Raw genomic sequence first — 573 nt, 5'->3', positions numbered from 1 at the left:
GCAAGGAGGGTGCCGACTGCCCGGAGGCGGCACGGCTGCGGCAGGCGTGGCGCAACGCGCGAGCGGCGGTGGCCGCATGATGTGCGACCGCTGCGACCAGCCGATCCCCCCGGGCCAGGAGGAGCGTGTGCCCGGGGGTGGTGCGTCCGGGGCGGGCACCGTCGTGGTTCTGCACCGAGTGCTGTGCCGCCGGTCCCCGTCGCACGCCGCCCCGTACCCCGCGGGCCTCGGCCGGTGATGCTCCCGCTCGTACCGGAGGCCGGCGGCGGTCACGGTCCGGGCGGGCCTGACGGCGGCCCCTGTGCCTCGCGCGGCAGTGGGGGCCGCTCCTCGCGGACGAGGTGAGCGAGGGGGACGCCGATCGCGTCGGCGATGCGCAGGAGGCTGTCGAGGAGCGGGCTGGCACGGCCCGCCTCGATGTCCTGGTAGGCGGACCGGTCCATGCCGGTGCGCCTGATGACGTCCTGCTGTGAAAGGTCCGCGTGCAGCCGGGCGGCCCTGATCTGGGCAGCGATCCGCCGTCGTCGTTCGAGGAGGCGAGGGTCTGGCGGGATGACACGCGGCACCCGCTCC

The 573-nt window shown here is 75.9% G+C and carries 2 protein-coding genes; one reads left to right on the top strand and one right to left on the bottom strand.

Annotated elements, in window-relative coordinates; all coding sequences use genetic code 11:
* Positions 1-238 (top strand): hypothetical protein (locus BFN33_RS53800; RefSeq protein ID WP_141758092.1); only part of this gene is annotated, 238 nt, incomplete at its 5' end.
* Positions 239-269: 31 nt separating this feature from the next.
* Here BFN33_RS53800 and BFN33_RS49025 read toward each other — a convergent pair.
* On the bottom strand, positions 270-573 hold a 304-nt coding region (locus BFN33_RS49025), incomplete at its 5' end, for a helix-turn-helix domain-containing protein (protein ID WP_370743403.1).

This window comes from Streptomyces sp. LUP47B, from assembly GCF_001746295.1.
GTDB lineage: Bacteria > Actinomycetota > Actinomycetes > Streptomycetales > Streptomycetaceae > Streptomyces.
Note: the sequence above shows the minus strand (reverse complement) of the source record. Positions and strands in the feature narration are given on the sequence as shown.